The sequence below is a fragment of the Rhizobium sp. P32RR-XVIII genome (genome assembly GCF_012641395.1).
GTDB lineage: Bacteria > Pseudomonadota > Alphaproteobacteria > Rhizobiales > Rhizobiaceae > Rhizobium.
In genome coordinates, this window is sequence record NZ_JABAIH010000004.1 from 94901 (window position 1) to 121202 (window position 26302).

25 protein-coding genes and 1 pseudogene are annotated in these 26302 nt (G+C 60.1%); 8 read left to right on the forward strand and 18 right to left on the reverse strand.

Annotation, left to right across the window (positions count from 1 at the left end; all coding sequences use genetic code 11):
* The first annotated feature begins 153 nt into the window (after window positions 1-153).
* Both HGP14_RS13655 and sbmA read left to right on the forward strand, forming a co-directional pair.
* On the forward strand, window positions 154-1335 hold the full coding sequence (locus HGP14_RS13655) for a YbfB/YjiJ family MFS transporter (protein ID WP_168830409.1): 1182 nt from the start codon (window positions 154-156) through the stop codon (window positions 1333-1335).
* A 124-nt stretch (window positions 1336-1459) separates the two neighbouring features.
* Window positions 1460-2725, forward strand: a complete 1266-nt coding sequence (gene sbmA, locus HGP14_RS13660) for a peptide antibiotic transporter SbmA (RefSeq protein ID WP_168830410.1) — start codon at window positions 1460-1462, stop codon at window positions 2723-2725.
* A gap of 82 nt (window positions 2726-2807) precedes the next feature.
* Here sbmA and HGP14_RS13665 read toward each other — a convergent pair whose 3' ends face one another.
* Window positions 2808-3809 (reverse strand): polysaccharide deacetylase, encoded by a 1002-nt coding sequence (locus tag HGP14_RS13665; protein WP_168830411.1) that lies wholly within the window; start codon window positions 3807-3809, stop codon window positions 2808-2810.
* A gap of 118 nt (window positions 3810-3927) precedes the next feature.
* Between HGP14_RS13665 and HGP14_RS13670 the strand changes: the two genes are divergently transcribed.
* The 3 genes from HGP14_RS13670 to der all read left to right on the forward strand — a co-directional run bounded on the left by HGP14_RS13670 (window position 3928) and on the right by der (window position 6731).
* Complete coding sequence (locus tag HGP14_RS13670) at window positions 3928-4512, forward strand: NnrU family protein (protein ID WP_168830412.1); 585 nt, start codon at window positions 3928-3930, stop codon at window positions 4510-4512.
* A gap of 101 nt (window positions 4513-4613) precedes the next feature.
* On the forward strand, window positions 4614-5297 hold the full coding sequence (locus tag HGP14_RS13675) for a tetratricopeptide repeat protein (protein WP_168830413.1): 684 nt from the start codon (window positions 4614-4616) through the stop codon (window positions 5295-5297).
* Between the two features lie 15 nt (window positions 5298-5312).
* Window positions 5313-6731, forward strand: coding sequence for a ribosome biogenesis GTPase Der (der, locus tag HGP14_RS13680; protein ID WP_168830414.1), 1419 nt, complete (start codon window positions 5313-5315; stop codon window positions 6729-6731).
* Between the two features lie 158 nt (window positions 6732-6889).
* On the opposite strand, the gene HGP14_RS13685 is transcribed toward der, so the two are convergent.
* Window positions 6890-7327: a hypothetical protein gene (locus HGP14_RS13685; RefSeq protein WP_168830415.1), complete on the reverse strand. Its 438-nt coding sequence runs from the start codon at window positions 7325-7327 to the stop codon at window positions 6890-6892.
* A gap of 309 nt (window positions 7328-7636) precedes the next feature.
* Here HGP14_RS13685 and HGP14_RS13690 point away from each other — a divergent pair.
* Window positions 7637-7876 (forward strand): annotated as a pseudogene (locus HGP14_RS13690) (hypothetical protein); the annotation flags it as partial.
* A 132-nt stretch (window positions 7877-8008) separates the two neighbouring features.
* Here the strand turns inward: HGP14_RS13690 and HGP14_RS13695 are convergent.
* Window positions 8009-8449: a MarR family winged helix-turn-helix transcriptional regulator gene (locus HGP14_RS13695; protein WP_168830416.1), complete on the reverse strand. Its 441-nt coding sequence runs from the start codon at window positions 8447-8449 to the stop codon at window positions 8009-8011.
* 163 nt (window positions 8450-8612) lie between these two features.
* On the opposite strand from HGP14_RS13695, the gene HGP14_RS13700 reads away from it, so the two are divergent.
* On the forward strand, window positions 8613-9626 hold the full coding sequence (locus HGP14_RS13700; protein WP_168830417.1) for an alpha/beta hydrolase: 1014 nt from the start codon (window positions 8613-8615) through the stop codon (window positions 9624-9626).
* Between the two features lie 5 nt (window positions 9627-9631).
* On the opposite strand, the gene HGP14_RS13705 is transcribed toward HGP14_RS13700, so the two are convergent.
* The 8 genes from HGP14_RS13705 to HGP14_RS13740 all read right to left on the reverse strand — a co-directional run bounded on the left by HGP14_RS13705 (window position 9632) and on the right by HGP14_RS13740 (window position 17885).
* Window positions 9632-10813 carry a glycosyltransferase family 1 protein gene (locus HGP14_RS13705; RefSeq protein WP_168830418.1) on the reverse strand — a complete coding sequence of 394 codons (1182 nt, stop codon included), beginning with the start codon at window positions 10811-10813 and terminating at the stop codon, window positions 9632-9634.
* A 135-nt stretch (window positions 10814-10948) separates the two neighbouring features.
* Entirely contained in the window at window positions 10949-11860 is a 912-nt protein-coding gene (locus HGP14_RS13710; protein ID WP_168830419.1) for a sugar kinase, read from the reverse strand.
* Window positions 11861-11945: 85 nt separating this feature from the next.
* Window positions 11946-12293 (reverse strand): hypothetical protein, encoded by a 348-nt coding sequence (locus HGP14_RS13715; protein ID WP_168830420.1) that lies wholly within the window; start codon window positions 12291-12293, stop codon window positions 11946-11948.
* Window positions 12294-12433: 140 nt separating this feature from the next.
* On the reverse strand, window positions 12434-13417 hold the full coding sequence (locus HGP14_RS13720) for an ABC transporter ATP-binding protein (RefSeq protein WP_168830421.1): 984 nt from the start codon (window positions 13415-13417) through the stop codon (window positions 12434-12436).
* Window positions 13410-14417, reverse strand: coding sequence for an ABC transporter ATP-binding protein (locus HGP14_RS13725; protein ID WP_168830422.1), 1008 nt, complete (start codon window positions 14415-14417; stop codon window positions 13410-13412). The genes HGP14_RS13720 and HGP14_RS13725 overlap by 8 nt, the downstream gene beginning before the upstream one ends.
* Before the next feature lies 1 nt (window position 14418).
* Window positions 14419-15336 (reverse strand): ABC transporter permease subunit, encoded by a 918-nt coding sequence (locus HGP14_RS13730; protein WP_168830423.1) that lies wholly within the window; start codon window positions 15334-15336, stop codon window positions 14419-14421.
* On the reverse strand, window positions 15333-16256 hold the full coding sequence (locus tag HGP14_RS13735) for an ABC transporter permease subunit (RefSeq protein ID WP_168830424.1): 924 nt from the start codon (window positions 16254-16256) through the stop codon (window positions 15333-15335). Before HGP14_RS13735 ends, HGP14_RS13730 begins: the two co-directional genes overlap by 4 nt.
* Before the next feature lie 48 nt (window positions 16257-16304).
* Window positions 16305-17885: a peptide ABC transporter substrate-binding protein gene (locus HGP14_RS13740; protein WP_168830425.1), complete on the reverse strand. Its 1581-nt coding sequence runs from the start codon at window positions 17883-17885 to the stop codon at window positions 16305-16307.
* Window positions 17886-18152: 267 nt separating this feature from the next.
* Between HGP14_RS13740 and HGP14_RS13745 the strand changes: the two genes are divergently transcribed.
* The gene (locus HGP14_RS13745) at window positions 18153-19823 is read left to right on the forward strand and encodes an alpha-glucosidase family protein (protein ID WP_168830426.1); all 1671 of its coding nucleotides are present in this window, start codon (window positions 18153-18155) and stop codon (window positions 19821-19823) included.
* Here the strand turns inward: HGP14_RS13745 and HGP14_RS13750 are convergent.
* The 7 genes from HGP14_RS13750 to HGP14_RS13780 form a co-directional block, all read right to left on the reverse strand.
* Window positions 19793-20041 (reverse strand): DUF2442 domain-containing protein, encoded by a 249-nt coding sequence (locus HGP14_RS13750; protein WP_168830427.1) that lies wholly within the window; start codon window positions 20039-20041, stop codon window positions 19793-19795. The two genes, HGP14_RS13745 and HGP14_RS13750, sit on opposite strands and share 31 nt — an antisense overlap.
* Window positions 20022-20267: a DUF4160 domain-containing protein gene (locus HGP14_RS13755; RefSeq protein ID WP_168830428.1), complete on the reverse strand. Its 246-nt coding sequence runs from the start codon at window positions 20265-20267 to the stop codon at window positions 20022-20024. Before HGP14_RS13755 ends, HGP14_RS13750 begins: the two co-directional genes overlap by 20 nt.
* A 4-nt stretch (window positions 20268-20271) precedes the next feature.
* The gene (gene ade / locus HGP14_RS13760) at window positions 20272-21969 is read right to left on the reverse strand and encodes an adenine deaminase (protein ID WP_168830429.1); all 1698 of its coding nucleotides are present in this window, start codon (window positions 21967-21969) and stop codon (window positions 20272-20274) included.
* 129 nt (window positions 21970-22098) lie between these two features.
* Window positions 22099-23205 carry a branched-chain amino acid ABC transporter substrate-binding protein gene (locus tag HGP14_RS13765; RefSeq protein ID WP_168830430.1) on the reverse strand — a complete coding sequence of 369 codons (1107 nt, stop codon included), beginning with the start codon at window positions 23203-23205 and terminating at the stop codon, window positions 22099-22101.
* Window positions 23206-23456: 251 nt separating this feature from the next.
* The gene (locus tag HGP14_RS13770) at window positions 23457-24782 is read right to left on the reverse strand and encodes an aspartate aminotransferase family protein (RefSeq protein WP_168830431.1); all 1326 of its coding nucleotides are present in this window, start codon (window positions 24780-24782) and stop codon (window positions 23457-23459) included.
* A gap of 327 nt (window positions 24783-25109) precedes the next feature.
* Window positions 25110-25427: an ArsR/SmtB family transcription factor gene (locus tag HGP14_RS13775; protein WP_168830432.1), complete on the reverse strand. Its 318-nt coding sequence runs from the start codon at window positions 25425-25427 to the stop codon at window positions 25110-25112.
* 122 nt (window positions 25428-25549) lie between these two features.
* A complete protein-coding gene (locus HGP14_RS13780; protein ID WP_168830433.1) occupies window positions 25550-26290 on the reverse strand; it encodes a HugZ family protein in 741 nt (246 codons plus the stop codon).
* Window positions 26291-26302: the final 12 nt, after the last annotated feature.

A 26302-nucleotide genomic window follows, 5' to 3' on the forward strand; every position in this document is an offset into this window, starting at 1 on the left:
TGCTCCTTTATCGTTCGATGTATCATTTGTTATATCGTAAAATATATATCGTAAGATACTCCTTTCAAGAGACGCCCAAGAATTTGCGGAATTGATCAATCGATCAGATTTTCTCGTTTGTCGCTGTCGTTGTGCGGCGCGATAAAGCCACGCATGTTGGCACGCAGCGGAAATGATTCAGTGAGCCTCTTCGGGACGGCGCTTGCCGGCATGATCGCGATGTCGGCGGCCATGGGTTTCGGACGGTTTTCCTACACACCGATCCTACCCGGCATGTTGAGCGGCGTGCCCCTTTCTCCGGCGGATGCAGGGTTCATCGCCTCGGCAAATTTTGCCGGTTACCTGGCGGGTGCCGTGCTCGCCGCCTACGGCTGGGCCACGGGGCATGAACGAAAGATTGCCCTTTTGGCGCTTCTGGCGAACGCCCTGCTGCTTGCTGCAATGGCCGCGACGGATTCCGTGCTCGTCTTCGCGGTAATCCGCTTTCTTGCCGGATTGGCAAGCGCCTTTGCGATGATCTTCACCTCGTCGATCGTGTTGAGCCACGGCATGGCTGCCGGTAACGATCACGTTCAGGCGGCGCACTTCGGCGGTGCCGGGGTGGGTATTGCGCTCTCTTCCGTCATGGTGATGCTGATCGGTCTCATCTTTGCCGACGGGGCCAGCTGGCGTGCTGATTGGATTACCGGCGCACTGTTCTCGGCGCTCAGCCTCGTGGCCGTTTGGGCCCTGCTGCCATTGGAGCCGGTGCGCGCGGGCAATTCAGGCAAGGAGCCGCCGATAGCCTGGAAGCTGCCGACGGTTCTGCTGACGCTATCTTATGGCATCTTCGGATTCGGCTACGTGATCACGGCGACCTTCCTCGTCACCATCGCACGCATGGATGCCGCAGGGCGGACGGTCGAATTCCTCTGCTGGTTCATCGCCGGCCTGACCGCAACCGTCGCGCTTTTTGCGTGGCGACCGCTCGTGCGTCCGCTTGGCCTCGGCTGGGTCTATGTCGCCACTCTTCTGGTGGAGGCGGTGGGAGTTCTCGCGACGGTGCTTCTGCCGCACTTGATAGCGCCGCTCATCGGCGGGGCTCTCTTCGGCGTAACCTTCCTCGCCATTACTGCCTATGGACTTCAGATCGGCCGCAAGCTGGTGCCGGAAAGCGCGCGCCGCATCTTTGCAACAATGACCGCGGCCTTCGGTCTCGGCCAGATCATCGGCCCCATCGTCGCCGGCTGGATCGCTGAGCGAACCGGCAGCTTCACGGTGCCGACCTATATCGCCGCAGCGGCTCTCATTCTGTGCGCAGCGCTCGTGTTGCCGGTGATCAAGAGGTTGCACTAGGCCGTTACAATTACGTAACGATGGGGTGAGCCCATTGCCGCACCTCGCGAACTGCCGTAGTTTTCGCCGCAATTAGTCTGTTTAGAGACTCCGAAAACTCCAGTTCAGGAAAGCAAGCTCTCCCGTGTTCGTATCCTATTTTCCCAAGCCCAGGCTTTTCTTCACCTCAGCTGTAGCTTGGGCGCTTGTGGCCGTTCTCGTTTGGTATTTCGTGGGTTCCGGACTCGGATCCCTGATTGGCCTGCCGCCGCTGCCCCCGGGCCAGGACGCGCCGATCGGCGTCTCGGTCTTCTGGTCGGCACCGTTCCTGTGGTTTTACGTCTACTATGTTTTGGCGGTTGCGCTCTTTGCCGCCTTCTGGTTCACCTACAGCCCGCACCGCTGGCAGATGTGGTCAGTGCTCGGCTCTGCGCTGATCATCTTCAATACGTATTTCTCGGTTCAGGTGAGCGTTGCCATCAATGCCTGGTACGGACCGTTCTACGATCTGATCCAGCAGGCTCTCGCGAAAACGGCACCGGTGACTGCATCTCAACTCTATCTCGGCATGTTGGGTTTCGCCGGCATCGCCTTCGTGGCGATCACCGTCGGCGTGCTCAATCTCTTCTTCGTCAGCCACTGGATCTTCCGCTGGCGCACGGCGATGAACGAATACTATATGTCGTACTGGCCGAAGCTTCGTCATATCGAAGGCGCCTCACAGCGTGTTCAGGAAGACACGATGCGCTTCTCGTCCACGGTGGAAAGCCTCGGCGTGAGCCTCGTCAGCTCGGTCATGACGCTGATCGCCTTTCTGCCGGTGCTCTTCAAGATCGGCGCCAGCATCACCGAACTGCCGCTGATCGGCGAGGTACCGCATGCGCTCGTCTGGGCGGCGCTCTTCTGGTCGATCTTTGGAACGGTCTTCCTCGGTCTTGTCGGCTTCAAGCTGCCGGGACTCGAATTCCGCAACCAGCGCGTCGAGGCGTCTTATCGCAAGGAACTGGTTTATGGCGAAGACCACGCCGACCGCGCCACGCCGCCGACAGTGGCGGAGCTCTTCGCCAATGTGCGGCGCAACTACTTCCGTCTCTATTTCCACTACATGTATTTCAACGTTGCCCGCATCTTCTACCTGCAGGCCGACAACCTTTTCAGTCTGATCGTGCTCGTTCCTTCGATCGTGGCCGGCAAGCTGACGCTCGGCCTGCTGACGCAGATCAACAACGTTTTCGATCAGGTGCGAGGCTCGTTCCAATATCTGGTCAATTCGTGGACGACGATCGTCGAGCTGTTGTCGATCTACAAGCGCCTACGCACCTTCGAATCCGCGATAGAAGGCGAGCCATTGCCTGACATCGATCAACGCTATCTGGAGCGCGAAGCGGGTATCATCCACGTCGACGGTTAAGCGGAGCGCGCTGATCTTGTGACGGGTAGCGGCACCATTCGCCGCTCCCCTTCATTCCGCGGGATAAGTGCAGAAGGACGACCTAAAGCCCTGATGTCTGCGTCTGCTCCTTCAGCTTCACCCACGCCTTGATCATCGGAATCGCTTCCGAATAGCTGACGCAGGCGACATCCGGGCGGTGGCAGACGTCGCTCACCAGCCGGTCGAGCGCCCGCCAATAGGCGCCGCTGTTCATTTCCACGAAGTGGAAGCCGAGTTGGAGGGGAATACGGTCTCCAGCATATTGCTTGTCGAAGGCGTTCCTGAAAGCGGTATAGGCGCGTTCTTCGAAGGCCTTGCTGTCGGCCTTGTCTTCCTTGCCTTTGGATTGGCGGACGAAGAGGTTGTAGTCCATGCCGATGACCGGCTTGTCGTTCGGTCCCTCGGGAATGAGAGGCAGACCGAACCGGACGACGCCGTCTTCCATCACCGGCATCGCGGGACCCTTGGTGACCAAGCTGGCGTCATAGGAAAAGCCGGCTTTCCTCTCTGCAGCAACCATGTCGCCGCCCGCCGTTGCGGATAGGTAGGGAGCACGAAAACCCTTGATGCCGTGCTCGACCAGATCCTGCCAGCCTTGCGGCTCTTCGAGATCGACGCTTTTCCACGCGCTCTTCAGCGTTGCCTTGAACGTCGCGTATTCCTGGGACCAATCGGCCTCGCTCCATTGGCGGCCGTCGAAATGCCCGCAGCCGTGGCTGGAAATGTCGTGACCCTCGAGATGCGCATGCCAGATGTTGCCGAGCCGCTCGCGGATTTCGTCGTCGCTTTGGGCAAAACCGACGTTCGATTTTCCGCGTTTCTGATGAGGGGCTTGGTAGGCTTTCTTCGCAGCCTGATTCATCAGGAAGGTGCAGGAGAGAAAATAGGTGAAGTGGGCGCCATTCCGGGCAGCCATCTCGCGGCTCTTCTGCCAGAGCGCGTTATCATGCGCGCCGTCGAAGGAAACGATCAACAGCTGCTTCGGCGGCTGGTCAGCGGCCTGTACGGGGAGGGAGGCGACAAGACAAAGCGCCAGCGAGGCAGGAAAAATAGGATGAAGCATGGATACCGTGATAATTTGTTTGCGGTTTTCCTGTTACAGAATTGCGGCAAAGCTGCGGTCTTGCTGGCGTTTTTCGGCATCTACCGCTAAGCCTCGGTAATCGGACAGGAGACGCACCATGGCATTGCTTATCATCGGCATCATACTTTTTCTCGGGCTCCATCTGGTGAGGGTGATCGCGCCCGGATTTCGCCAATCGATGATCGCAAGCCTCGGAGAGAACGGCTGGAGGATCGCCTACTCGGTCGTCAGCATTCTGTCGCTGATCGTGCTTATCTACGGATTCGGCCAGGCGCGGCAGGTAACCGGTATGCTGTACAATCCGCCGGTGTGGATGGCGCACATCGCTATCACCCTGATGCTGATCGCGCTGATCTGTCTTGCCGCCTCGCTGCTCCCCGCAGGTCACATTGCGGTCAGGACAAAGCATCCAATGGTGCTGTCGGTGAAGATCTGGGCATTCGCGCATCTTTTGGCTAACGGCGAGACCTCGTCTGTGCTGCTGTTTGGTGCCTTCCTTGCCTGGGGCGTCATTCTCCGCATCTCGTTGAAGCGGCGCCAGCGGGCAGGCGAGCTGAAGCTCCGGCCCTTCGTTTCCGGCAAGTTCGATCTCTACGCCATCGTCATCGGCGCTGTCGCCTGGGCGTTGTTGATCTGGAGGGTGCACGAGTGGCTGATAGGCGTTTCGCCGCTCGCTATGTGACGAATCTTTGGCATCCCCCTTACAAGTGCCGCAAAATGGAGTAGAAGGCCGCAGAATATGCGGGAACGCATGGACTGGGCTTATCCGCGCCGGAGACGAGAATGGTATTCAACGACGACAGCTTCATCCGTGAAGTCAACGAGGAACTTCGTTCCGACCAGATGAAGAGCGCGTGGCACAGGTTCGGCCGGTATGTCATCGCCGCCGCTGTTCTGATCGTGCTCGGGACGGCTGCGAAGGTGGCCTATGAATACTGGGACGAGAACCAGTCTTCCGGCACCGGCGATCAGTTTCTGGCGGCCATGAAGCTTGCCGACGAGAACAAGAGCGACGAAGCGCTTGCCGCTCTCGCAAAACTGGAAAAGGACGGCCACGGCGCCTATCCGGTTCTTGCGCGCATGCGTGCGGCGACCGTCCAGGCGCAGAAGGGCGACACCGCCGCTGCCGTCGCCGCCTTCGAAGCGATCGGCAAGGATCAGGCCGTTCCGGAAGCTGTCCGCGACGCCGCCAAGATTCGCGCGGGATGGCTGCTGATCGACAACGGCACCTATGAGCAGGTTTCCGCAGCCGTCGAAGAGTTGGCCATTCCGGCAAGCGCCTTCCGTCACTCGGCGCGCGAAGCGCTCGGCCTTGCTGCCTACAAGGCAGGCAACATGGCGCAGGCCCGTCAGTGGTTCCAGGCGATCGCCGACGATGTGGCCAGCCCGCGCAACGTTGCAAACCGCGCCCAGATGATGCTTGATAATATCACCGCATCCGGCAAGGCACCAGCTGCTCAAGGCTGAAACTAAGGATCTATAATGAGCTTTACGGTCGCCATCGTCGGTCGCCCGAATGTCGGCAAGTCGACGCTTTTCAACCGTCTGGTTGGGAAGAAGCTGGCGCTCGTCGATGATACGCCGGGCGTCACCCGCGACCGCCGTCCGGGCGATGCGCGGCTCGTCGATCTCAAGTTCACGATCGTCGACACTGCCGGTCTGGAAGAGGCGGACGCCGAAAGCCTTCAAGGCCGCATGCGTGCGCAGACGGAAGCGGCAATCGATGATGCGGACCTTTCGCTTTTCGTCGTCGATGCAAAGACGGGCCTGACACCGGTCGATACGGCGCTTGCCGAGATGCTGCGCCGCCGCGGCAAGCCGGTGGTGCTCGTCGCGAACAAAGCCGAAGCGCGCGGCTCCGACAGCGGCTTTTACGATGCCTTTTCGCTGGGGCTCGGCGAGCCGACGCCGATCTCCGCCGAGCACGGGCAGGGCATGCTCGACTTGCGCGATGCGATCGTGGCAGCGCTTGGCGAGGAGCGTGCCTTTCCGCCGAAGGAAGACGTTGCCGTCACCGACGTGGACGTGCCGCAGACGGACGTCGACGGCGAGGACGACGAGGAACCGGTCTACGACGACACGAAGCCGCTGCGCGTTGCGATTGTCGGGCGCCCGAATGCCGGCAAGTCGACGCTCATCAACCGCTTCCTCGGTGAAGACCGGCTGCTGACTGGACCGGAGGCTGGCATCACTCGCGATTCCATCTCCGTCGAATGGGACTGGCGCGGCCGCACGATCAAGATGTTCGACACCGCCGGCATGCGCCGCAAGGCGAAGGTCATCGAAAAGCTGGAAAAGCTTTCAGTTGCCGATACCTTGCGGGCGATCCGCTTTGCCGAACTCGTCGTCATCGTTTTCGACGCAACGATCCCCTTCGAAAAGCAGGATCTGCACATCGTTGACCTGGTGCTGCGCGAAGGCCGCGCTGCGGTGCTTGCCTTCAACAAGTGGGATATGATCGAGGACCCTCAAGCGGTTCTCGCCGATCTGCGCGAGAAGACCGACCGGCTGCTGCCGCAGGCTCGCGGTATCCGCGCCGTACCGATTTCCGGACAGACGGGCCGTGGCCTCGACAAGCTGATGCAGTCGATCATCGATACAGACAAGGTCTGGAACAAGCGCATTTCGACGGCGCGCTTGAATAGGTGGCTGGAACAGCAGCAGGTTCAACATCCGCCTCCGGCTGTTTCCGGCCGGCGTATCAAACTGAAGTACATGACGCAGGTGAAAGCCCGTCCACCGGCATTCATGATTTCCTGCACGCGTTCCGACGCGCTGCCGGAATCCTACACGCGCTACCTGATCAATGGATTGCGCGAGGATTTCGACATGCCGAGCGTGCCAATCCGCATCCACTACCGCTCGCCGGACAATCCCTACGAGTCGAGGAAGAAGCGCTAAGGCTCGGCAGCTGAGCGTTTATGCCATGCGCAGGCTATGCACATGGCAACCGGCTGGAGCTGCTGATGCCGAGCAAACGGCCAGCAGCAGCGTCCATTCCATGACAGTCCTTGCGGCACGAGCCGCTTCGGCAATGATCCTTCGAAACCTCGGCGACCCTACTCGAGGAATGTCGTCCGGAACCGCTCGAACATGCTCCGCTTTCCTTCCGTCGCGAAAGAGCGGATGTGCCGGGCGGCCGTCGCGGCATTCACCGTAGCGCCGAAGTGGCAGTAGCAGATGACCTTGTGCAGTTCCCTGTCGGTCAACTCGAAGAACCGCTTCGCTTCACCATAGGTGTCGTTTTCCATCCCGGCTGCACGCAGCACAGGATCCTTGAAAGCGACGGTGATCGGTGAGTTGTCGGCGCGCATGATTTCGCGTCCGGCTTCTGACTGATACTCTGTCTGGTGAAGTGTCGAGAGGTGCCGGTTGGGAAACTGCTCGAGAACTTCTGCCCAGCGTAGCAGACGGTCCCGACGCGACATCGGTGCGCGCATATGGTCTTGGTTGACATTTGCGACAGTACGCAGTTGGTCAAGCGCCTGATGTTTCATTTCTGCCTCCGTTTCAGACGATGGCTGCTTCGCCCCCTTACTTCTTGCCCTGACGTAAGATTGACTCTTGCCGCCGCGGAAGTCCAATCACGATGATACCCGGCGGCTATTTTGTGTAGTTGGAACCCCTTCTGCGCGGCTCTATTGCGGGAAGCGGCGATGCAAAGGCGCGGTGACTGAGATGGAGCGCAGGACTTGTTCTGAAGGCTCAAGTATAAAGTGAGCTGGAATAGATCTGCACAAGGGCGGGCGCGAGGATGGCCTCCGTCGTGCGTTCTCGTTGCTTCCAATTTGCGCTATGCTTAGCGGATGGAACGCCGGCACGCCAAACTGGTGGCAATGTTGTTGCTGGCAGCCGCCGCCGTGACTGCCGATAGCGTTGCTGCGGCAGCAGATGTACGTTGCGCCTGCCGCAATAAGGACGGCTCGAAATACACCCTTGGCCAGATCGCCTGCATCAGGGTTGGCGAAGTGTCTTATCTCGCTCGCTGCGAAATGAACCTGAATGTCCTGACGTGGCGGAAACTGCGGGACGGGTGCCCGACGGCCCAAGCGCCGATCGGGACGTTCTCCTCCGTTGAGAGTGCTGGCAGGAGCCTGGGAGTTCCATCTCAGGGAACCGTTGGGGCAACATCCGCCTCGATCCAAAAGCCGAAACTGGTGACAGCTGCCGCCGAGTAGTCAAACTGCGCTCTTGTTCAGCGCCTCACGCAGCGCCACGATCTCGGCTTCCAGGCGCGCAAGACCGGCTGCATCCCGGCCAGTGGCATTTGCGATACAGTTCGGGATCGCGGCGGCTTTCTCCTTCAGTCTGATCCCTTCGTCGCTCAGGCGGGCAATGACGACGCGTTCATCCACCTTGCTGCGGTCGCGACGGATATAGCCAGCGGCTTCGAGACGCTTCAGCAGGGGAGTGAGAGTGCTCGATTCCAGGAAGAGCTTTTCACCGAGGCCGCCGACGGTCTGTCCGTCTTCCTGCCACAGCGAGACCATTACCAGGTATTGCGGGTAGGTTAGGCCAAGCGCGTCCAGCAGCGGCTTATAGACGCGATTCATCGCGTGGCCCGCCGTGTATATGGCGAAACAGATGGAACCGTCGAGTTTCAGCTGGTAGTCATTCATGGCCTGTCTCCGAAAATGCATAAACTTACATCGTACGATAAAGAATCGGAAGCGCTTTTATGTGCATGGCAGCTATGCCCAAGGCATAGGTTGCTCAATAAATAATCGTGCGCGATATAAATAGGCGTGTTCAGGACGAACCGCAACCCGAGAGGACAAGACGATGTCGACCATCAAGACCACACTTTCAGCAGCAACCATCCTGGCAGCCTCGACCCTTGGCGCCGCTGCCGATCCGGTGCTCGAACCGACGACGCAGAAATTCATCGATGCGCTTGCCGGCAGCAAGCCGATCTACACGCTGTCGCCTACTGATGCTCGCAACGTTCTGGCCGGCGCGCAGAAGATCGACGTGAAGAAGCTTCCGGCGTCCATCGAGAACAAGGTCATCAAGGCCGGCCCGACCGGCAGCATCAAGCTTCGGATCGTTCGTCCGGAAAACGCCAAGGGTACGCTGCCTGTCGTTATGTATTTCCATGGCGGCGGATGGGTGCTCGGCGATGCCGATACGCATGACCGCCTCGTTCGCGAGATTGCCAATGGTGCCGATGCCGCGGTTGTCTTCGTCGATTACGAGCGCTCGCCAGAGGCCCGATATCCGATCGCAATCGAGCAGGCCTATGCCGCCACCAAGTACGTCGCGGAGCATGCCAAGGAGTTCAAGGTCGATGCGAGCCGCTTGGCTGTCGTTGGCGATAGCGTCGGCGGCAACATGACGGCTGCCGTAACGCTTCTTGCCAAGGAGCGCGGTGGTCCCGCGATCGGCCAGCAGGTCCTCTTCTACCCTGTTACCGACGCCAACTTCGAGACCGGTTCCTATAATGAGTTCGCCAATGGACCCTGGCTGACGAAGGAAGCCATGAAGTGGTTCTGGAATGCTTATCTGCCGGACGAAACCAAGCGTAAGGAGCCGACGGCATCGCCGCTGCAGGCATCGCTGGAACAGCTGAACGGCCTGCCGTCGGCACTCATCATCGTCGATGAGAACGACGTGTTGCGCGACGAAGGCGAGGCCTATGCCCGTAAGCTTAGCCAGGCCGGAGTGAAGGTTACGTCGGTGCGCTTCAACGGCACGATCCACGACTTCGTGCTTCTGAATGCCATCAGCGAAACGCCGGCCGTCCGGGGTGCGATCAAGCTTGCCAGCGATACGCTGCGCGCCGCGCTGCACAAATAGAAGGCTCAGGTTCCGGAAGAGAGAGGCCCGGCGGTTTCGCCGGGCTTCCTGCTTTTCGGAAGCGACTTGGCGGCGAACTGCCAGGCCTTTTTCCATTTCGGCGTGATGACGCCATTGGCGGCGCGGATATTGTTGATGAACTGCTGCGTCGCCGCTTCCCAGGAATATTGCAGCGAAAGCTCGCGTGCCTTTTCGCGCGACGCCGAAAGGGCGGCGAGGCAGGCGGTCCGCAGGTCCTCGTTCAACGCGCCGACTTCACCATCCTCGCCGATGATGTCGAGTGGGCCGGTGACGGGGTAGGCGGCAACCGGAACGCCGCAGGCCAGCGCTTCCAGAATTGTGTTGCCGAACGTGTCGGTCTGCGACGGAAAGACGAAAACATCGGCCTGTGCGTAGGCGCTGGCGAGCTGTTCGCCGAATTTAAGCCCGGTGAACAGCACATCCGGATAGCGCTTCTCCAGCTCGGCCCGGGCAGGGCCGTCGCCGACGACGACTTTTGAGCCGGGCAGGTCAAGGTCGAGGAAGGCCGGCAGGTTCTTTTCCAGCGCAACACGGCCAACGGTCATGAAGATCGGGCGTGGCAGGCCGAACGGGCGCTCTTCCAGCTCTGCCGGTCGGAACTGCGTGGCGTCGATGCCGCGGCTCCAGGGCATAAGGTTGCGGATTCCCTTTTCGGACAGCTCGCGCGCAAGGCTCGGCGTTGCCACCATGCAGCCGGCGCCGGAATTGTGGAACCATCTCACGAAAGCATAGAGCCAGCTCTTCGGCACGGGGAGGCGGGCTGAAACATATTCCGGGAAACGCGTATGATAGCTTGTGGAAAACGGCATGCGGTTCTTGATGCACCAGCGCCGTGCCGTCAGGCCCAGCGGACCTTCGGTGGCGATATGCACATAGGACGGGTTGTGCTTTTCGATCTCGCGGGCAACACGGCTGTAATTGGCGATCGAGAGACGAATTTCCGGATAGGTCGGGCAGGGAAAGCTGTTGAAGCGCTCGGGCGTCACCATCGACACCTCGACCCCTAGTTTCGCGAGTTCGCGGTTGGTGTTTTCGATCGAGCGCACAACGCCGTTCACTTGCGGATGCCATGCGTCGGTGACGATCACCAGCCGCTCCGGCAGGCTTCCCGGCGCAGCATTCGCCCAAGCCTCGCCGCTATAGCTTTTCGACGGACGTTGCAGCATGTCCTGTTTTCCATCCACGCCGCACCGGATGGGATTGCGGCGGCTTTGACCCCGGCCTACGGAACGTGATTCCCGCAGGCCCTATTTTGAGGCTTTTCCATGATGGATTTATTACAGGCGGTTTTCGGCTGTTGCCTATAGACCGAGTTTGTCCTTCGCCACCAGCGCCCCATGTTCGCCGATGACCCGAGCCGCGATTTTCGCCGCAAAATGGGCGCTGGCCACCGCGTCCTTCGTCTCGAGATATTTTGAAAGGAACGAGCCGTTGAAGCTGTCGCCGGCGCTGGTCGTATCGACGACGTTCTCGACCTTTTCGGCGGGCACGAAGCTTTCCTGGCCAGCGAAGTTCAGCGTCGCACCGTCCGCACCATTCTTGATCAGGACGTTGGGCGCGCCGAGAGCGCGGTAGCGGCGGATCGTGGCTTCGATGGAGTCGTCACCGAAATGCGAGGCTTCATCATCGAAGCTCGGCATGACGAGGCTGGAGGAGCGGGCGCCTTCACTGATCGTCGTATGCATGACGTCGTAGCTCGACCAGAGGCGCGGACGGATGTTCGGATCGAAGACGACGAACTTGCCGGCCGCCTTGGCACGGCGGGTTTCGGCCAGCAGCGTGTCTGCATCTTCGCGCGGCAGGATCGCCAGCGTGATCCCCGAGAAATACACCACGTCCGAACTTTCGATGGCATCGCGCAGGCGATCGGGATCGGCGGCGAGCAGCTTGGCTGCCGAGTTGTCGCGCCAGTAGCTGAAGGAGCGCTCGCCGTCCTTCAGGCTGATCATGTAGAGACCCGGCGCCTTGCCCCTGATACGGCGGATAAAGCCGGTGCCGATGCCCGCGTCTTCAAAGAACGCGATCATTTCCTCCGACATGGCATCGTCGCCGAGCGCCGTGAAATAGTCGACGTTCCAAGACGGTTGCATGCAGGCACGCGCGTACCAGGCGGTATTAAAGGTGTCGCCGGCGAAGCCCTTCCTCAGCAGGCCGCGGCCGGCCTGAGAAAGCTCCACCATGCATTCGCCGATCGACAGAAAACGTCCGCCCAAAGTTGCCTCCTGAAATTCCGTGTTTGCTGATTACGCGGAGAGGCGTTTGGAGGCAAGCGCTGACACGCCTATTGGCGAGGCAACCTTAGCCGATTTCCGGGCAGCCGCGACGGTTGGCGAAGACGATGCGGTCGGGACCGTAACGCGTCCAGCCACGAACCGTTACGCTGCGGTCCGTAACACGAACGACCTCCGCACGGCGTAATCCGGAGTCACGAGCGGCCATCACTGCCTCGCGCGGGCTGCAGCCTCTGCGGTAGTCAGGGTAGCGATCGTATCGATCGTATCGATCGCGGTCGCCATCATAGATACGGACGCCATCGGGGCCAATGCGGAACTGAAGATCCTGAGCCTGAGCAAAGGATATCGGCGCTGCCGCGCCGCCGAGAGTGAGTGCCAGCGCGAGGCCAGTCTTGGCGATCAGCTTGAGCATTTTGTTCTCCTTTCGCGCCCTATCCAGACCCCGCGCACTACGTAAAAACAACTGCCTCGGAGCGGAAATTGTTCCGCTCCGAGGGGCGCATTGGACCTAGGTCGCATGTTGCCCAACGACTTGCCCATGTGGACGCGAGTCTATCGATCCATGTGATAGCAGGCCGCCGTTTGATTTGGCCGTACCTGTTCGGTCGGTGGCATTTCGGTGCGGCAGATGTCCGTCGCCTTCCAGCAGCGCGGCGAGAAGACACAGCCCTTCGGCGGGTTGAGAGGTGAGGGCGGATCGCCTTGCAGGCGGATGCGCGTACGCTGGCGGGCAAGCTTCGGGTCGGGGATCGGTGCGGCCGAAAACAAGGCCTGCGTATAGGGATGCGCGGGCCTCTCGAACACCGTCTGGCAATCACCGGCTTCCACGACCTTGCCGAGATAGAGCACCAGCACGTCGTCCGAAATCAACCGCACGACGGAGAGGTCGTGGCTGATGAAGATCAGCGTCAGGCCGAATTCCTTGCGGAGCTTGCGCAGCAACGTGATGACCTGGCCCTGGATCGAGACGTCGAGTGCCGAGACGGGCTCGTCGCAAATGATCAGCTTCGGCCGTGTGACGACGGCGCGGGCAATGCCGATGCGCTGCGCCTGGCCGCCGGAGAATTCATGCGGGTACCGATTGATCATTTCCGGCACGAGGCCGACGGCGCTCATGATTTCGCGCACGCGCTCCAGTCTCTGCGCCTTGTTGAGCTTCGGTTCGAAGACGGTCAGCGGCTCGGCAATAATGTCGCCCACGGTCATGCGCGGATCAAGCGAGGCGATCGGATCCTGGAAGATGATCTGCATGTCGCGGCGCGCGGCACGCATTTCCTCTTCGGAAAGGTCGAGAAGATTGCGGCCCTGCCAGAGGATACGGCCGTTCTGCGACTTCAACAGTCGCAGGATGGACCGGCCGAGGGTGGATTTGCCGCAACCGGATTCACCGACGATACCGAGCGTGCGGCCTTCCTTGAGGTCGAAGCTGACATTGTTGACGGCGGTCAGGACCAGCGGCGGCTTGAAGAAGCCCTTCGCGGGCAGTTCGAACTGGGTCGTCAGGTTCTCGACCCTCAGAAGTGATCGCTCAGACATGATTCAAGAGCTCCTCCGTGCGCGGGAAGGGGTGGAAACAAGCGGCGCAGTGGTGCGGCGCCAGCGTTTCGAGCGGCGGGGGACGGTCGATACAGTCTTCCTCAACCTTGGGACAGCGCGGGGAGAAGTTGCAGCCCTTCGGCAGGTGCTGCAGGTTCGGCGGCCTGCCGGGAATGACGACGAGCTGGTCGACGTCCTGATCCGGCCGCGGGATCGCCGCATGCAACGCTGCCGTATAAGGATGCGCCGGATTTTCGAAGAGCTCGTCCACGGGTGCTTCCTCGACGATGCGCCCGGCATACATGACCGCGACACGGTCGGCGAGGCCCGCGACGACGCCGAGATCGTGGGTGATCATCGCCAGCGCCGTATTCATCTCGGCCGTCAGATCGTTGAAGAGATCGAGGATTTGCGCCTGTATCGTGACGTCGAGCGCCGTCGTCGGCTCGTCAGCGATCAGGAGCTTCGGTTTCGTGAGCAGCGCCATGGCAATCACGATGCGCTGGCGCATGCCGCCAGACAGCTCGTGCGGAAAGAGATTGAAGCGGCGGGCAGGGTCCGGAATGCCAACACGCCTTAGCATATCGAGCGCCTCGGCGGAGGCGGCGCGTGCCGTGAAGCCACGGTGAATCTCAAGCTGTTCCGTCAGTTGCCGGGAAATCTTGAGGGACGGATTCAAGGCGGTCATGGGATCCTGGAACACCATGGCCATGTCCTTGCCGCGCACCCGATCGAGTTCGCGCGGCTTCAGCGATAGCACATCCTTGCCTTCAAGCAGAGCCTGGCCGGTGGTCTTGCCGTTCTTCGCGAGCAGTCCCATGATTCCCAGGAAGGTCTGGCTCTTGCCCGAGCCGGACTCGCCAACGATCGCGATGCGTTCGCCGCGCTTGATCGTGAGGTTCATGTTGGACACGGCTTTCACCTCGCCGTCAGGCGTCTTGAAGGTGATCGCGTAATCCTTGAGTTCGAGAAGGACGTCGGTTTTCGTTTCCTGGGGCATATCAGCGATCCTTCGGGTCGAACGCGTCGCGCAGGCCATCGCCGATGAAGAGCAGGCCGAGCAACAGTGCGACGAGGAAGCTCGCCGGGAAGATCAGCAGCCAGGGCATGCTCTCCATGGCATCCGTGCCTTCGGCAATCAGCGTGCCGAGCGACGTCAGCGGCTCTTGGACACCGAAGCCGAGATAGGAAAGGAAGCTCTCCGTGGCGATGATTTCGGGAACCGTCAGTGCCGCGAAAATGACAACCGGGCCGACGAGGTTTGGAATGATGTGCTTGAGGATGATCTTGAACGGCTGCTGCCCGGAGGCGCGGGCGGCCTCAATGAATTCCCGCTGCTTGATCGACAGCGTCTGGCCGCGCACGATGCGGGCCATCGTCAGCCATTCCAGTGCGCCGATCGCTGCAAACAGCAGATAGACGTTGCGGCCGAAGATCACCATCAGCAGGATGACGAAAAGGATATAGGGAAGCGCGTACATGATGTCGACGAAGCGCATCATGACCGCATCCAGCTTGCCGCCGATATAGCCGGAGATGGCGCCGTAGAGCACGCCGATGACGACGGAGACCAGGGTCGCCGTCACGGCGACCGCTAGCGAAACGCGGGTACCGTAAAGCGTGCGGGCCAGCAGGTCGCGGCCGTTTGGATCGGTGCCGAAATAGTGCCCGGTTTCGATCGACGGTGGAATGCGGAAGGCGGCCCAGTCCGGATCTTCATAGTTGAAGGGAATGACATAGGGGCCGAGGAAGGCGACGAGGACGAGCAGCACGAGCACGGCGATGGAAATCACCGCGGCCTTGTTGCGCGACAGGCGCCTGAGCGCATCCCTGGTCAGCGAACGGCCCTCTGGCGCAAGGCCTTCGGCTTCCAGCAGCTCGGCGGCGAGCAGTTCCCGTTTTGCGGGGTTGAGGATCATCTGTTTCTCACTTTCGGATCGAGCCACGCATAGGCGATGTCGACGAGAAGGTTGAGGAACACGATCAGCACCATGTAGAAGATGACCGTTCCAAGAACCATGCCGTAGTCGCGGTTCAGGGCTGCATTGACGAAATAGCGGCCGATGCCGGGCAATCCGAAGATGCTTTCGACAACCAGCGAGCCGGTGAGAAGGTAGCTGGCCGCCGGCCCGAGATAGGAAACGACCGGCATCATGGCAGGTTTCAGCGCATGCCGCATGATGGTGAGACGCGGGCCGATGCCTTTCGACTTGGCGGTGCGGATGAAGTTCTGGTTCATGACCTCGATCATCGAGCCACGGGTGATACGCGAGATGCGCCCCGCATGCGGTAGCGCAAGAACGATGATCGGCAGAATGAGGAATTTGATCGATCCGTCACCCCAGCCGCCGACGGGAAACCAGCCGAGATGAATACCGAAGACAAGCTGCAGAATGGGGGCGATGAGGAAGTTAGGCAGCACGACGCCAACGAGCACCATTGCGCCCAGCCAGTAGTCCGGAGCGCGGTTCTGATAAAGGGCTCCAAGACAGCCTGCAGTGATGCCGACGAGGATGGCGAGCAGAAAAGCGGCGGTACCAATCGTGAATGTGTAGGGCAGGCCGAGCATGATCTGCTGCGCGACCGTGAAATCTTCGCTGGCAAAAGAGGGGCCGAGATCGCCTCTCAAGAGATCGCCGACATAGATCAGGTATTGCTGGATCAGCGGCTTATCCAGATTGTAGTGGGCCGCAAGGTTCTTCAGGATCACCGGCGGCAACGGTCTTTCGCTATCGAAGGGACCGCCGGGGGCAAGGCGCAAAGTGAAAAAGCAGGCTGTGACGGCGATCCAGAGGACAGGGATCGTCGACAGCAGACGACGGAGTGCGTATTTGATCATGGGCGTGGACCGGCCCTTCACGCAAGCCGCGGGAAGGGCCGTTTTTCCTTACTCTTTCATCGACAGCCAGCGCGTGCGGTGGATGTCCTGCACGTTATCGACGAAGCCGTCTATCTTCGGCGAGACGACGTTCTTGGAGACGTAGTAGTAGATCGGAAGGGCGGCGGAATCATCCAGCGCGATCTGCTCGGCCTTCTTGAAGAGTTCGGCGCGCTTCGTCAGGTCGCTCTGAGCATTACCGTCCTTGATCAGCTTGTCATATTCCGGATTCGACCAGCGGCCGTAGTTCATCTGAACGCCTGTCACGAGCAGGTTCAGGAAGTTGTCCGGGTCGTTGTAGTCGGCAAGCCATCCGGCGCGGCCGATCTGCACTTCGCCGCGCTGCAACTGGTCGTAGTGCACCTTGGTTTCGGCGTTGACGAGTTCGACGTTGACGCCCAGCGGCTTCCACATGGAGGCGATCGCCACGGCGATGCGCTTGTGGTTGTCGTTGGTGTTGTACTTGAGCTCGGCCGTCAGCGGGTGGTCAGGACCGAAGCCGGCTTCCTTGAGAAGCTTCTTGGCTTCTTCGACCTTGTCCTTGTAGGGCATGTCCTTCCAGGACACATACGCCGGCTCGCCATAGTTTGCCGTGCCCGGCGGGACCCAGGAATAGGCCGGAAGTTCGCCGGTTCCGAGGATCTGCGGGCCGATGACTTCGCGGTTGATCGCCATGGAGAGAGCCTGGCGGACACGCTTGTCGCTGAAGGGCGGCTTGGCGGAATTGATGACGTAGTAGTAGAGGCCGGAGAACGGCGCCACGTGCGCCTGGCCCGGCAGGTTCTTCTTCATCCACTCGTACTGGTCGGTCGGGAAGTCGGTGAGGATGTCGAACTCGCCGGCGCGATAGCGCTTCAGCGCGGCTTCCTGGTCTTCGAGCACGAAGAACTTCGCGCCGTCGATCTTGAGATCCTTCACGCCGTAATACTGGTCGTTCTTGACGGTGGTGACGTGAGAGCCGGGAACCCACTCAACCGGCTTGTAGGGGCCGTTGGTGACGATGTTGCCGATCTTCACCCAATCCTGCCCCTTGGCTTCGACCACATGCTTCGGCAGCGGATAGGCCGTGTAGTGCATCAGGGCGTTGATGAAGTAGGGGGTGGGGTTTTCGAGGGTGATTTCCAGCGTCTTGTCGTCGATTGCCTTGACGCCGAGCTGGTTGGGATCGGTGATCTCGCCCTTGTTGATCTTTTCCGCGTTCTTGATGGTGAACTGGAGATAGGCGTAGTCGGCGGCATTCTTCGGGTCGACGAGGCGCTGGAAGGCGAAGACGAAGTCCCCGGCCGTTACCGGCTGGCCATCCGACCACTTGATCCCGTCACGAAGCTTGAAGGTGTAGACCTTGCCGTCGTCGGAAACCGTCCAGCTTTCGGCTTGGCCGGGAATCGGATTGTCCTTGGCGTCTTCAGTGACCAGGCCTTCAAAGATGTCGCCGGCAATGCGATTCTCCCAGTCGCCGGACAGCTTTTGCGGATCGAGCGACGTAGGATCGCCGCCGTTATGGATGTTGAGCGTGGCCGCATGGGCCGAGAACGCCAGCAATGTGCCAAGCATTGCCGAAGCTAGAAATTTTTTCGTTAAATGGTTCATGGTGGCCCCACCTTTCTAGGCTTTTTCGCCTATTCTTAGTGATTTTTTCCCGGTTTTGACCTGTTACGTGCAAGTCAAACGCAGCTTATCCCAAAGGCTTGGCGTTGCAACCCCCAATTACCGAGCGTCGATCGACATGTGGACAAGCCCGTGAGCGGCATTTGCTTTGTCGTCCGCGTCTCTCCCAAAAGAGGTCGCTGGTGCGGTTGTTTTTTGTTTTCCGGGCTTTAGTCTGTGGGCCTTCTAACGACACGGGAGATCCGGCAAATGGCAATTCAGGCAGCGGACTGGTGGCGAGGGGCGGTTATCTATCAGGTTTATCCACGCTCGTTTCAAGACACGAACGGCGATGGCCTCGGCGACCTGAAAGGCATAACCCGGCGCCTCCCGCATATCGCCAGCCTCGGCGTCGACGCGATCTGGCTCGCGCCGTTCTTCAAGTCGCCGATGGCGGACATGGGCTATGACGTTTCGGACTATTGCGATGTCGATCCGATCTTCGGGACGCTTGCCGATTTCGATGAGATGATGGCTGCCGCCCATTCGCTGGGTTTGAAAGTCATCATCGACCAGGTGATCTCGCATACGTCCGACCAGCATCCGTGGTTTGTGGAGAGCCGCTCCAGCCGAACGAATCCCAAGGCGGAGTGGTACGTCTGGTCCGATCCGAAGCGCGACGGCACGGCGCCAAACAACTGGCTTTCGATCTTCGGCGGGCCGGGCTGGGAATGGGACGGGGTGCGGCGTCAATACTACCAGCACAATTTCCTGACGTCGCAGCCCGACTTGAACTTCCATAACAAGGAGGTGCAGGAAGCAGTGTTGAAGACGGTGAAGTTCTGGCTCGACCGCGGCGTCGACGGCTTCCGGCTCGATACGGTCAACTACTACTTCTGCGACAGGCTGCTTCGTGACAATCCGCCTCATGAGCCGGATGTCAGCGACGGTGGCCTTGATGCGCCCGATAGCAATCCCTACGGCATGCAGAACCATCTCTACGACAAGACGCAGCCGGAAAATCTTGGATTCCTGAAGCGTTTGCGTGGCCTGCTCAATCAGTATGAGGCGCGAACGACGGTCGGGGAGGTGGGCGACGGGGCGCGGTCGCTGAAGACCGTCGCTGCTTATACGACCGGCGGCGACAAGCTCCACATGTGCTACACCTTCGATCTGCTAGGTCCGGATTTCACGGCCGCGCATATCCGCAATTGCGTCGAAAGCTTTCAGAGTATGGTCGTCGACGGTTGGGTTTGCTGGGCCTTCTCCAACCATGATGTCCAACGCCATGTGAGCCGGTTCTCAAGGACCGTGGAAGAGCGGCCGCTGATCGCCAAGCTGGCGATTTCGGTGCTTGCGGCGCTGCGCGGCTCGATCTGCCTCTACCAGGGAGAAGAGCTCGGATTACCCGAAGCGGAGCTTGCATTCGAGGATCTGCGCGATCCCTACGGCATCCGCTTCTGGCCCGCCTTCAAGGGCCGCGACGGGTGCCGGACGCCAATACCCTGGGAAGCCGGCAAGGCGCATGCAGGCTTCACCTCGGCCGAGAAAAGCTGGCTGCCGGTTCCTTACGAGCAGGCTGCCCTTTCCGTCGATACGCAGATAGCAGACGCCAACTCCGTGCTCACGCACTATCGGCGGACACTGGAATTCCGGAAGCGGTATCCGGCGCTCATCGACGGTGACATGGAATTCGTCGGGACCAACAAGGATCTTCTGGCATTCACGCGCGGGAAGGGCGCAGAGAAACTGCTCTTCGTGTTCAACCTGACCCGAGAACCGGTGGAGTTCCGGCTGCCCACCGGTATGAAGCTCGGCGAGCCGGTCGACATGCCGGGATTTGCCTCGCCGCCAAACCGGCAGTCCGTCAAGCTTGGGCCGCTGGATGCCTTCTGCTCGCAGGTTCTCGTTCAGGCTGCGGAGAAACGCTTGACCGTTTGATCGCCTCTGCCAGCAAGCAGACCGGCGATCGAAATATCTTCGTCTATAGCATCCCAATGCAAACCCATTGGGCTGATCTCGACGGATTGGCGCTGTTCGGGTGTCGCGGCGAGGAGGCGGGGAAACCAAGCAAGCGGTACGCCGAGCGTGCGGCCGTCGTCCAGCGCAACCCACATCGTATGTTCGTCAAAACTGACTTCAGTTGCCGAAATGCTCATGCCAGGCTCTTTCTATGGCCGTCCGGTTCTTGATGACTTGACGGATGATATCAGCTAGCTCGCGCCGACTGAAGTCCTTGCTATCCATCAGGCTGACCACGGGTTCGATCCAAACTTTGGCTTCTCCGTTCGGACCGCGTACGTGAATATGCATGGGCTCTCGCGGATCACCCTCGTTGGAATAGAAAAAGAATTTCAGACTTCCATGTCGAAAGACGACCGGCATCGCCTCACCCGATCAGCACGAACCGGTCCACGTCCACCATGCCCCGGTCCGAAATCTTCAGATGCGGGATCACCGGCAGCGGCAGGAAGGCGAGTTGGAGGAACGGCTCTTCGAGCGTGGCGCCGAGCGCGAAGGCAGCCTGGCGGAGATGGTGGAGGGTGTCGCGGACTTTCTCGTAGGGTTCGAGGCTCATCAACCCGGCGACGGGGAGCGCGATTTCGGCGGTGACCTTGCCGTCCTCCGCGACCACGAAGCCGCCCTTGATTTCTCCGAGGCGGTTGGCGGCGAGCGCCATATCATCTTCGTTGACGCCGACGACGCAGATATTGTGGCTGTCATGACCAACGGTCGAGGCTATCGCCCCTTTCTTCAAGCCAAAGCCCTGGACGAAGCCATTGGCGTGGTTGCCGTTCTCGCCGTGGCGCTCGATAACCGCGACCTTGATGATATCGTTCACCAGGTCGATGTCGGTCTGGTTGCCTTTCACAGGAAGGCGATGGCGGCGGAATTCGGTGATGATCTTGCCGGGCGTGACACCGATCACCGGTGTTTCGCCTTCCGCGACCGGAACGCCGAAATGCATGGCCTGAACGGGCCGTGCCTTGACGCTGTCGAGGCCAACCGGCGCAACCGGCTTGCGGGTGGCGAAGAGTTCGTCCGAAACGCGGCGTCCGGCGGAAAAGACGATTTCCGCCTTGCAGCGCTCGAGACTGTCGATGACGGCGAGATCGGCGCGCCAGCCGGGAGCGACAAGGCCGCGATCCATCAGCCCGAAGGCGCGGGCGGCGGAGATCGAGGCGGCGCGGTAGATCGCCAGCGGCTCTACGCCATTGGCGATTGCGGTGCGGATCATGTAATCGAGGTGGCCCTGTTCGGCGATGTCGAGCGGATTGCGGTCGTCGGTGCAGAGTGCGAGATAGGGCGACAGACGCTCGGTGATGATCGGCATCAGCGCATGCAGGTCCTTCGAGACCGAGCCTTCGCGCACCAGGATGTGCATGCCCTTGCGGATTTTTTCAAGGGCTTCCGCTGCCGTGGTGCATTCGTGTTCCGTGCGGATCCCTGCCGAGAGGTAGCCGTTGAGGTTCATGCCGCGCAGAAGCGGCGCGTGGCCGTCGATATGGCCGCCCTGGAAGGCTTCGAGTTTTTCCATGCAGACCGGATCCTTATGGATCACGCCGGGAAAATTCATGAACTCGGCAAGGCCGATAACCTTGGGATGATCCCGGAAGGGCAGAAGCTTTCCGATCGGCAGATCGGCGCCCGATGTTTCGAGGTGTGTGGCGGGAACGCAGGAGGAGAGCTGGACGCGGATGTCCATGATCGTTTCAAGCGATGAATCGAGAAAGAACCGGATGCCTTCCTCGCCGAGCACATTGGCGATCTCGTGCGGATCGCAGATGGCCGTGGTGACGCCGTAAGGCAGGACGCAGCGGTCGAATTCGTCTGGAGTGACGAGCGAAGACTCGATGTGCAGGTGGGTGTCGATGAAGCCCGGAACGACGATCTTGCCTGAGACGTCGATCTCGGTTGCGCCCTCATATGTGCCGCACGTGCCGACGATACGATCGCCGCCAATGGCGATGTCGGATGCGACCAGTTCGCCGGTTACGAGATCAAAGAACCGTCCGCCCTTCAGGACGATATCGGCCGGTATCCGGCCTGTGCCCTGATCGATGAGGCGTTCGAGTTTGGTGGTCATGGGCATCCTCATTTCGGGTTATGCACCCGTTATAGTCGATGTGCTGGACAAAATGACATAAACAGGCTGCTCCACAAACGAAAACGGGCGCCGACAGGCGCCCGTTCCCGAAAATACCGATATCAGACCTTATTCGGCCGGTACGATCTTGCCGCCTTCCCACTTGTAGAGCGAGAAGCTCTGCGAGGTGAGGTCGCCGGTTTCGCCGTAGGTGAGTTTGCCGATTGCGGTTGCGACGGGCTCGCCGCTCTTGAGGGCGGTTGCAACAGCTTCGGCGTCCTCGGCGCTGCCTGCCTTCTCGATGCCGGCCTTCAAGACTTCGACGGCGGCATAGGCGTTCAGCGTAAAGGCCTCCGCCGGGATGTTCTTGGCTGCGAGCGCATCGGAAGCGGCCTTCGAATCCGGGCTCTTCGTCGCATCGGAGGCGTTGGTGAAGACCGTGCCTGCGGCAGCTTCCGTTCCGATGTTCCAGAATTCGGTGTTCGACAGCCCGTCACCGCCGATGATCGTCGCCTTGACGGCAAGGTCAGCCAGCTGGCGGGCGAGCAGGCCGCCTTCCGGATGATATCCGCCGAAGTAGACGACATCGACCTTCTCGGCCTTCAGGCGGGTGGTGAGCGCGCTGAAATCCTTGTCGCCGGCGGTGACCGCGTCGTCGATCACTTCCTTGACGCCGCCGGCATTCAGTGTCGCCTTGAAGGCATCAGCGAGGCCTTTGCCATAAGCGCCCTTGTCATTGATGATGGCGATGCGCTTGTCCTTGAAATTCTTCAGGACGTATTGAGCGGCAACTTCGGCCTGCTGGTCGTCGCGGCCGCAGGTGCGCAGAATGTTGGTCAGGCCGCGCTTGGTGAGGTCCGGTGCGGTCGCCGTCGGGGTCACCATCAGGATGCCGTTTTCGGCCAGAACGTCGGAAGCCGGAATGGCGACGCCGGATGTCACGGGGCCGACGACGAAGCGAATGCCTTCGCCGACGAGTTGGTTTGCGGCGGAAACGCCCTGCTTCGGCTCACCCGCGTCATCGGCGGTCTTCAGGACAACCTTTTCGCCGAGAATGCCGCCTTTCTTGTTGATCTCGTCAACTGCCGTCTGCGCGCCGTTCTTCACCTGGTCGCCATAGGCGGCAACCGGACCGGTCAGCGGCGCGATGAGGCCGATGGTGATATCGGCATGGGCAAGTGGCGCAAAGGCCAGCGATGCGACAAAGGTCGCGCCAGTCAAAGTCTTCAGATTCATTTTCTCTCTCCTTGGGTGGGGCTTGCGCCCGCGATGACTGCCGCGACAGCGAAACCAGTTCGTTCAATAACCCCAAGGGGGTGCGCCAATGGACGACGGTTACGGTGCGGTCAATGCGTCCGTCCGGCCACGTTTGGCTTCGAAGGATGCAGCGCAATTCTCTATGAATTTTGCTGAGATTCCGCAAGGAAATAACAAAAAGCGGCCCGCAATCGTCCGATCTGGACGCCGCGGGCCGCGAAATCTTCAATTTAGATGTTGTTTTGCAGAATTTCGCGCAGTTTTCCGAAGAGCTCGTCGATATGCTTCTTCTCGATGATGAGCGGCGGAGACAGCGCGATGATGTCGCCGGTCGTGCGGATCAGCAATCCGTTTTCATAGGCGCGCAGGAAGGCAGTGAACGCACGCTTGGTTGGTTCGCCGGCGATCGGATCGAGCTCGATCGCGCCGATCAGGCCCGTGTTGCGGATGTCGATGACGTTCGGGCAGTCCTTCAGCGAGTGAAGGGCGTCGGCCCAGTAGTCCGAGAGTTCGGCAGCGCGGGTGAGCAGTCCTTCTTCCTTATAGGTGTCGAGCGTTGCGAGAGCCGCTGCAGACGCGATCGGGTTACCGGAATAGGTGTAACCATGGAAGAACTCGATCATGTGCTCCGGGCCGCTCATGAACGCGTCATGGATTTCCGAGGTCACGAAGACGGCGCCCATCGGGATCACGCCGTTGGTCAGACCCTTGGCGGTCGTGATCATGTCCGGCTTGACGTCGTAATACTGAGCCGCGAAGGGGGCGCCGAGACGGCCGAAGCCGGTGATGACTTCGTCGAAGATCAGCAGAATGCCGTGCTTGGTGCAGATTTCGCGCAGTTTCTGCAGATAGCCTTTCGGCGGGATGAGGACACCGGTCGAGCCGGCGACGGGTTCAACGATGACAGCGGCAATCGTCGAGGCGTCGTGTAGCGTAACAATGCGTTCCAACTCGGTTGCGATATCGCCGCCATGCTCAGGTTCGCCGCGTGTGAACTGGTTCTTGCCCGGCAGGTGGGTGTGCGGCATGTGGTCGACGCCGGTCAGCAGCGTGCCGAACATCTTGCGATTGGAGACAATGCCGCCGACCGAGATGCCGCCGAAATTCACACCGTGATAGCCGCGTTCGCGGCCGATCAGGCGGAAGCGTGAGCCATTGCCTTTCACGCGATGATAGGCGAGGGCCACCTTGAGCGCGGTCTCGACGGACTCGGACCCCGAGTTGGTATAAAGAACGTGGTTCATGCCTTCCGGCGCGATGTCGACAAGGCGATTTGCCAGTTCGAAGGCCTTGGGGTGGCCGAGCTGGAAGGCCGGGGCATAGTCGAGTTCACCGGCCTGTTCGCGGATCGCCTCGGTGATCTTGGGACGGCAGTGGCCGGCATTGACACACCAGAGGCCAGCAGTGCCGTCGAGAACCTGACGACCATCATGCGTCGTGTAGTACATGTCCTTGGCGCTGACGAACAGGCGCGGTTCCCTCTTGAATTGCCGGTTTGCCGTAAACGGCATCCAGAAGGCGCGAAGATCGTTTGGTGTATTGAGGCGATTGGACATGCTGTTCTCCTGGCTGCGGCGAGCCGTTCCCGAGGGCTTTGAACCCATATTTTTACTGTCCGGTCAAAGTATCAGGGCTTCTTGGGGCGTCAAGCCACGGTAGTCGTCTCTTATGCGGTATTCCCGGTGGTCGGTGCACAAGGTTACCCGGGAAGGAGTGTGGCTTCCGGCTGGTCGTGGGCTCAGGTGAAAACAAACAAGACCGGCAAGCGGGAACTTGCCGGTCCAAGAAAATCCTATCGTGCTGAAATACTGCTTACCGTGCCATTCCGGATACATCCCTTTGTCGGCACGGCTTTATGGCGGACATTATGTCTGCGCTAAGTATCAGGCTGCGGATCTGCTGCGGTCCTGTACCGCATAGATATCCTCGAGCGTCGCCAGTATCTTCATTACCGGTTCCGAGTTGCTCGAGTAGTAAATGGTCTGGGCGTCGCGGCGCGTCTTTACCAGTTTTTGTGCTCGGAGCTTCGAGAGGTGCTGCGAAAGGGCAGACTGGCTAAGACCAACTTGCGTCGCAAGTACGCCAACAGGAATTTCACCTTTGACGAGGCTGCAGAGGATCAGGAGGCGCTTGGGATTCGCCATCGCTGACAGAAGGGCCGCCGCGGCGTTAGAGTGGTCTGACAAATCGATAGTTTCCATAATTACATTCTTCCTAGGCGAATCGCATATCCGTGCAGGCACAGGGCGTTAAGGGGCTGGGGCTGGACCTGCAAAAACTAGCAAGTCGCTCAGAAGATTGTATATACCTAAATTTCACGTATCTAGTATGCTGTTTTAGATATATGTGACACAATGTCCGCCGGGTCGTCGACGGGTGCCTTGAATTCACAACGTCTAAGCAAATCACCGGAAATAGCGTCGAACCCGCCGCAATCTACTCCGCATATGCGCCATGCCGCGCCATATGGCCCCTTAAACAGCCTTGCAAGCGCCTCGGATAGATTGGGATCCCGCTCTAGTAAATCTTGCACTATTCGCTGTGCTTGAGCGGCGACGGCTTCATTGGCCGCTGAAAGAATCACCAGATCGGCACCTTCCAGAATATAGGCGCGGCCAAAACCGCCGTTGAGGCTCGCCGATTGCGGCACAAGGCGGAAGAAGCGGAAGTCCGCGAAGTCGATGTAGAGCTTGGCCTTCGCATGCCGGTCGAGGAAGCGCGTACGAATGCGCTCATGAACCGCGCTTTCTCTGTCAACCGGCTCGGCAATGCATTGGGTGGTGAGCCTCGGATGCGCCAAAGGATCGCCATTACCCGGTTCACCGGTCAAGAGAGATAAGCGCGGATCGGCGTCAAGCGCCTTCGTATGCGCCGACAACGCTGAAACGAGAATGACGGGGACGCCGTCGATATCGGTGCCGAGCAGCACACGGCTCGCGACGGGAAAGCCGGTCTCGGGATCGAGGACCGCGAGGCTGCCGTAGCGCGCACCGCGCAGCAGGATGCGGGCAAGCGTGCGGGCTTCGTCGTCCGTCTCCCGCAAAACCGAAGCTCTATCTTTCATGTCCACTTTTCT